This window comes from Acidobacteriota bacterium (assembly GCA_035471785.1).
Taxonomy (GTDB): Bacteria; Acidobacteriota; UBA6911; order RPQK01; family DATIPO01; genus JANQFM01.
On sequence record DATIPQ010000137.1, the window covers coordinates 26,410 to 33,251 of the forward strand.

Below are 6,842 nucleotides of genomic sequence, written 5' to 3' on the forward strand. Positions count from 1 at the left end.
AGTCGATGAGCAGGCGGCCGGCATCAGGGCTCGTAGTCGATGGCGCTGTACTTCATCAGCTTTTCGAAGCGATGATGCGATTCGATGTAGCGCACGGTCCCTGAACGGCCCCGCAGCACCAGCGAGTGGGTGGAGGCGCCGCGTCCCGTGTAGCGGACGCCGCGCAGAAAGGTGCCGCCCGAGATTCCCGTGGCCGCGAAGAACGTATCGTCGCTGGCGACCAGCTTCTCGACGTTGAGGATTTGCTTGAGATCGATTCCGGACTCGCGCAACCGGTTGCGCTCTTGGTCGCTCTGGGGGTCGAGGCGGGCCAGCATCTCTCCGCCTGTTGAACGAATGGCGCAGGCCGAGAGCACGCCCTCGGGCGTGCCGCCGGTTCCCATCATCATGTCGACCTCGGACGATTGATCGACCGCCATCAGCGAGCCGGCCACATCGCCGTCGGTGTGCAGCTGGATGCTGGCCCCCGCCTGGCGGATCTGGCCGATCAGTCCTTTATGGCGCGGCTTGTCGAGCACGAAAACCACCAGATCGGCCACGTCCTTGCCCAGCGCCTGGGCGGTGCGGGACAAATTCTCCTGCACCGGCGCGTCCAAATCGACCACATGGCGCGCTTGAGACGGAACCACCAGCTTCTGCATGTAGTAGCTGGGCCCGGGATCATACATCGTGCCTTTGGGCGAGAGTCCGACCACGGCGATGGCGTTGGGACGCCCCAATGCCAGCAGGTTGGTCCCTTCCACCGGGTCGACCGCGACGTCCACCGCCGGCCCTTTACCGTTTCCCACTTCTTCGCCGTTGAAGAGCATGGGCGCCTGGTCTTTCTCACCCTCGCCGATAACGATTCGTCCCTCGATACCGACCGTCCTGAAGAAGAGGCGCATGGCTTCTACGGCGGCTCGGTCCCCGGACTTCTTTTCTCCCTTGCCCAGCCAGCGCCCCGAAGATAGCGCCGCCGCCTCGGTAACTCTGACCAGGTCGAGCGCCAGATTCCGGTCGGGCGCCTGGCGGCGGCGTTGCTGATTGGTCGGTTGACTCCGTTCTTGATCGCTCACCATTTCCTCCTTCGACAGGCACCATTGTAGGCCGCCGGGGCGGAGAGGCCAACATTGGTCATGGCAGAGGACTGCATTCTCGGCAGCGCCATATTTCGAACGCACTCCGCAACTGGTGATCAGGCTCACAATCCGAAATCGGCGCGCGCACGATATGAAAATCATGAAGTGCGTGAGGCCCCGTTATTCGGTCATTTGGACGCTTGTCTTGCTCGGCCTTGCGGGGAGTGTCGGGGCGGCCCGGGAACTGGGACGCGACCTTCCCCGCGACTTTGAATGGGTCGAGCAACTCACTGTTGAACCCCAGTCGGTCGACCAGCGCCGATCTGAGCCCCAAGACTCGTTTCAGGTCCGTATGACGGCCTGGGGCCATGATTTCGAGATGCTGCTGCGGCCGGCCGATCTGTTTGCCGACCGGGCCCGCAACGTCTGGGTCCATGCGGACGGAACGTTGCGCCAGGAGACTCCCGAAGCCATCTTTTTGAGCGGGAAGCTGCGCGACGACCCCCGCTCCCAGGTTCGCTTCAGCCTGTTGGGAGAAGAACTCGAAGGCATCCTCCTGACGTCAGACGAGGCCTACATGCTGGAGCCGGCAAACCGCTTCTTCGCGGGCGTAGGGCCGGGACCCCTGGTGGTTTACCGGCTCAGCGACGTAGACATCGACTGGCTGGCTTCCCAGTGCGCTCTAGACCCCGCATCGTACAACTCGCTGGAAAACGACACGCTGGAAACTGAGCCGCCTCGGGGAGGGGCTGCGGCCAGAAGCTTGTTGGACGAGATTCGCTCGCTGGAGGTGAGCGGAGGCGACAGGGAAGTGGAGATCAGGCTGGTGGCAGATTCGTTTTACTACGGTCGCCACAGATCGGCCACGGCCAGCCGTGTCCAGAGCATCATTCACCAAATCAACGCCATCTACGAACGTGAAACGGGTTTGAGCTTCCGCATCACCGAGACCCGGGTCTGGACCAGCCGCTCCCAGGATGGCGTCAGCGCCACCACGGACGCCGATGAGCTGATCGACGAGTTCAGTTCGCCAGATCAGGTCTCGGGCAACGATCTGGCCCACCTCTTCACCGGACGTCAGCTCAACGGCCCCGTCGGCATCGCCCGCATCGGCGGCATCTGCAACACGACCCATGCCACCGCCATCTCTCAGGACCTCTCCAGCACCGCCCACCGCATCGTCTTGGCCGCCCACGAAATCGGCCACAACCTGGGAGCCCGCCACGACGGAACGGGAAGCTGCCAGGACGCGCCATCGGGCTTCATCATGTGGCCCATCGTGGACGCTTCCGCCAGGGGATTCTCGGATTGCAGCCTGGGATCCATCTCGCGGCGCCTGGAGCGGGCCCAGTGCATAGCCCCCGAGGACAGCGAGCCGCTGCCCGCCCCGCAAATGTTGGCCCCCGGAGGCGAGGTGACGGACAGCGCTCCTCTCTTCGCCTGGCAGCCGGTGCAAGGCTCCGAGTCCTACCGCCTCGAAGTCTACGACGAAACCATGGCTCACCTGGTGGTGGACGCCGACACCGGCGGCGAATCCTTCCGCCCCTCCGATCCGCTGGCCCGCCGCCACAATTACCGTTGGCGAATCAGCGCCGCCGGTTCGGAGGGTTCGGGCCAATGGAGCCTGTGGCAGGACTTCAGCATCCTGCCGCTGGCTGCTCCCCATGTCGTCGCTCCTCAGGGCGTCATCGGCACAGATCAGCCGCAGTTTTCCTGGCAGGCTTCCCAGGGAGCGATCTCCTACCTGCTCGAGATCATCAACGAGGACACCGACGAGTACTCCGCCGTAGCAACCAAAGACCTCGAGTTTCAGCCTTCCTCAAGTCTCGAGGGCACCCGTTTTCGTTGGCGGGTCAGCGCCCTGGACGAACAAGGAACGCCTTCTCCCAGTACCTGGTTGAGTTTTGTCTACCGGCCTTCGCGTGTCCCCTCCGGGCCACGAATCCGGCCATAGGCAAGGGATATGGACGTCAAATGGATTTCGACATGAGATAAAAATAAAACCCGGAGAGGAGTAATCAAGTAGGTACCATCGCCATGAACGTCCGCATTGCCTCAGAAAAACCATGAGCTATCCGCTTCCCCAACAGGTCGAAAGCGAGAGAGCGCCCAGCCGTCCGCCTTCAACAGGCGAGCAGGTGCGGGTGCTGATCGTGGACGACGAAGAGCACATCTGCGAACTGCTGCAGGAAGCCATGGAGAGCTGGGGTTTTCAGACCCAGGTCTTGAGTTCGCCCTTGCAATTGGAAGACCTCCTGCATCGGTCAGATCCCTTCGATCTGGTCATGCTCGATCTCTGCATGCCAGGGGTGTCGGGTCTGGAGTTGATTCCAGTCATCCGCGAGCACAGTCCGCGCAGCAAGATCCTGGTCGTGACCGGGATGGCCAACAAGGACAGCGTCGTGCACGTCCTGCGGGAAGGCGCTTTCGACTTCATCGAGAAACCTTTCAGCTTCGAATTTCTCAGACACAGGGTCGAGCAAGCCCTGGACGCCATGCGCAGCGAGAAGCAGCGCCGGCGGTCCCTGCGGGAACTGAGGCAAAGCCGGGAGAGCCTCTTCCGCAAGACCCAGCAATTGAGAAGAGCCAACCAGGAACTGCAAGACGCCAATACGGCCCTTTCCGTTCTGGCCCACAACATCGAGAAATCGCGGGAAGAGTCGGAGCAGCGGATCGTCAACCGCTTGCGGCACCTGACCCAGCCCGTGCGCGAATGGCTGGAGACCAAGCAAGGGCTGAAAGGCGTGGCCGCCGAGTTTGCCGCTCTGCTCGATTATGTGGATGACCTGGCCAAGGGCGGCGGCGACGATCTCGATATCAGTTCCGCCCTCTCCCAGACCGAATACCGCGTCGCCACCATGGTCCGCAAGGGCCTCACCAGCAAAGAGGTGGCCAACCACCTCGGCGTCTCGGTGGATACCGTCAAGACCCACCGCCGCAACATCCGCCGAAAGCTCGACCTGGCCGGCACCGGCAGCAACCTGCAAACCTACCTGCAACAGAAGCTCTAATTCTTCATTCCCGACTTTACATCCGAGAAGAAAGCTGGTATGCTTCATTCCTCACTGGCATCGCCCCCTGACTCTTGAAAAGAGTGGGTAGAGGGTGTACTCATTCCCTACTCCCTCGAATCTACCTTGCGATTTCCCCCTGACTCGTTTAAATTGGGGACAGCCAAGGTTCGACAAGCTTGGTGAAAATGTAGGAATGCAATCGCCGTTACCTACATCAGGCTTGCGCTTGCAGAGAGGAACTCCAAAGAGTCGAGGGCGCCTGCCGCCGGTGCTCCCGCTCTCTAATTAACGAAGTAAGGATACGGCGGCTAGTTACTCATTGGGGATGTAATGATGAAGACAAAACTCGGGATTTTTCTGCTCTGGGCGGCCATGCTGACCCTTGGGTCGGTCACCGAGGCCACCGCTCAGGCCGGCCTCATCGGCAAGGCTGGAGCGAGCAACGCAGTAACCATGTTCCAGGACTCGGCAACGCCGGATCAGCGTGCCATTCACGCCGTTTTCTTGGCCTCTGTTCCTTCCGCCAGCCTGGACTCGGCCCTTTCCTTCACCAACACCTTGGCGGGCCCTCCGGGAATCCAGGAAGTCTTCGACGGGGCCTTCGCTGACTTAGAAGGCACGTTGGAATTCTACCTGTGGGACGAATTCGGGCACATGATCGTCTATGAAACCCTTCCGGATTCGCCGGGTGTCGGGCTGACCATGGACGGCACGCTGACGCCGGGCCTCACCTACCGCGTCCTGCTCAGCGAGATTCTGGCAGCCGCCGACTACGAGCAGCACGCCATCGACTTCAACCATACCACCGACTTTTTGGGCTATGGCTGGGTTGTGGCCAACTTCGACGGCGTCCAAGGAACGGCCAACGTAACCGACTTTTCGACCTTCACACAGGCCACCGTCATGCAGCCCGACGTCGGGACCACGTTCTTCGACTTCGACGCCAATGCCGGTGTTCCTTTGATCGATCCGCCCGACGAGCCGGACGATCCGATGCCGCCCAGCAACAACTAGCATTCGTCGCGCCTCTCGGGCACTACGAACGAGAGCGCCACGCCGAGGTTGGAAATGATTGTCGCTATCAGCTTGCTCAGCGCGCTTCTCCTGCAGCCGGCTACTGCCCAAAGCAGTGACGCCGAATTGGAGAAGGCAGTCCAGAGTTATTGGGACCATCTGCTGCGGGGCGAAAAGATCCAGGCCCTGGCCTGGGTCGCCCCCCAGAATCAGGCCAATTTCCTGGCCCGCCACGAACCGCCTTTTCGCTCCTGGAGCCTGAAGGCCGTGGAGAGCAGCGAAGGACGCGCCACCGTCACCGTCGTAGTCAAACGCCTCATCCAAGACGGCTTCTACGATTGGAAGGTGCGCGAGGAATGGGCTGTGAGCGACGAGGGTTGGCGGGTGCTGGTTGCCGATCAGGGAGGGGCGCGCAAAAAACTATGGCAGATGCGTCGGCCGGTTGAACCGGTTGAAGGTGTCTTGGACCTGCGACCGACGGCAATACGCATGCACTTTTTCAGCGGAAGCCAAAGCGCCACCCTTTGGGTGTGCAACGGGCTGCCGGATGCTGTTGAGGTAACCGGTCTGGAATACGACCGGGAACGCTTTGAGTTGGAGGAGTCCACTCGCCAGATCAGCGCCATGTCGGCAGCCGGTTTTACACTGCGCTACCGAGGCGATGAGACGGCCAAGTGGCTCAAATCGGAACTGACCTTGAAGGTCAGGGCAAGGGATGGGGAGGAGTCGGTTTTCACCGTCCCCGTCACATACAACGTCGTCAGCCCAGCGGCCCGGGCGCTCTTAGGATTGAGCCGTTCCGAGGCCGACCAATTAAAGAAAAAAGACAAAGTTACGGCGAGACGGGCCATACCGCCCGGTCGCTGAGAGCAAGGAGAAGACAGGGCCCGAAAATTAGAACCTGTCGGTCGAAAGGCCTTACAGGGTATTCTGAAAGGGAAGTAAAATCATGAGGCGCATTTTCAAGAATGGATTAATTGTCTTAGCTCTCCTCTTGATCGCTACAGCCGCGTTGAGCGCTCAGACCTATCGCGGCTTGCTGGTGATCACAGAGGTTGATCTGGACGCTGACCTGGTCATTATCCAGGGAGAGAACTTCGGTCTCACCCCGTTCGTCATGCTGGACGAAGTGGAGCTGGAGCTCTTGGCCTTTGACGACAATGAGATCATTGCCGTCATCCCACCCGAGTTCAATGACCTTCACGTACTGCTGGTGGCCAGCGCGCCCCTGCGCACCTGGCCCCGCCCGAGGGTCGACACCGTGACGATCGATCTGAGAGGGGACGAAGCCTTTATCGGCCCGCCGGGACCGCAGGGACCTCAGGGACAGACGGGACCTCAGGGGCCAACCGGACCTGCCGGACCCCAGGGACCTGCTGGACCTCCGGGACCTCAAGGACCTGAAGGACCGGCTGGGGCCCAAGGTGAGACCGGACCCCAAGGACCTCAGGGAATCCAAGGCGAAATCGGACCCCAGGGACCCGCTGGACCCGAAGGGCCGCAAGGACCTGCCGGACCTGAGGGACCCCAAGGACCGACTGGACCTGAGGGACCCCAAGGACCCCAGGGAATCCAGGGCGAAATCGGACCCCAGGGACCCGCCGGACCCGAAGGGCCGCAAGGACCTGCCGGACCCGAGGGACCCCAAGGACCGACTGGACCTGAGGGACCCCAAGGACCCCAGGGCGAAATCGGACCCCAGGGACCCGCCGGACCTGAAGGACCGCAGGGACCTGCCGGACCCGAGGGACCGCAA

At 61.6% G+C, this 6,842-nt stretch carries 6 protein-coding genes; 5 read left to right on the forward strand and 1 reads right to left on the reverse strand.

What is annotated here, in order from left to right; translation table 11 throughout:
• Positions 1–23: 23 nt before the first annotated feature.
• Entirely contained in the window at positions 24–1,058 is a 1,035-nt protein-coding gene (glpX, locus tag VLU25_19230) for a class II fructose-bisphosphatase (GenBank protein ID HSR70070.1), read from the reverse strand.
• A 160-nt stretch (positions 1,059–1,218) separates the two neighbouring features.
• On the opposite strand from glpX, the gene VLU25_19235 reads away from it, so the two are divergent.
• The 5 genes from VLU25_19235 to VLU25_19255 all read left to right on the forward strand — a co-directional run.
• Complete coding sequence (locus tag VLU25_19235) at positions 1,219–3,012, forward strand: M12 family metallo-peptidase (GenBank protein ID HSR70071.1); 1,794 nt, start codon at positions 1,219–1,221, stop codon at positions 3,010–3,012.
• A 112-nt stretch (positions 3,013–3,124) separates the two neighbouring features.
• Positions 3,125–4,069: a response regulator gene (locus VLU25_19240; GenBank protein ID HSR70072.1), complete on the forward strand. Its 945-nt coding sequence runs from the start codon at positions 3,125–3,127 to the stop codon at positions 4,067–4,069.
• A 333-nt stretch (positions 4,070–4,402) separates the two neighbouring features.
• Positions 4,403–5,086, forward strand: a complete 684-nt coding sequence (locus VLU25_19245) for a hypothetical protein (GenBank protein ID HSR70073.1) — start codon at positions 4,403–4,405, stop codon at positions 5,084–5,086.
• A gap of 54 nt (positions 5,087–5,140) precedes the next feature.
• Positions 5,141–5,953 carry a hypothetical protein gene (locus VLU25_19250; GenBank protein HSR70074.1) on the forward strand — a complete coding sequence of 271 codons (813 nt, stop codon included), beginning with the start codon at positions 5,141–5,143 and terminating at the stop codon, positions 5,951–5,953.
• Positions 5,954–6,035: 82 nt separating this feature from the next.
• A partial coding sequence (locus VLU25_19255; GenBank protein HSR70075.1) for a hypothetical protein occupies positions 6,036–6,842 on the forward strand: 807 nt, incomplete at its 3' end.

What these genes read in the sequence shown, in the direction of transcription:
- VLU25_19240 (HSR70072.1), top strand. Translation starts at nt 3,125, where the DNA reads ATGAGCTATCCGCTTCCCCAACAGGTCGAAAGCGAGAGAGCGCCCAGC.
- glpX (HSR70070.1), bottom strand. Translation starts at nt 1,058, where the DNA reads ATGGTGAGCGATCAAGAACGGAGTCAACCGACCAATCAGCAACGCCGC.
- VLU25_19245 (HSR70073.1), top strand. Translation starts at nt 4,403, where the DNA reads ATGATGAAGACAAAACTCGGGATTTTTCTGCTCTGGGCGGCCATGCTG.
- VLU25_19250 (HSR70074.1), top strand. Translation starts at nt 5,141, where the DNA reads ATGATTGTCGCTATCAGCTTGCTCAGCGCGCTTCTCCTGCAGCCGGCT.
- VLU25_19235 (HSR70071.1), top strand. Translation starts at nt 1,219, where the DNA reads ATGAAGTGCGTGAGGCCCCGTTATTCGGTCATTTGGACGCTTGTCTTG.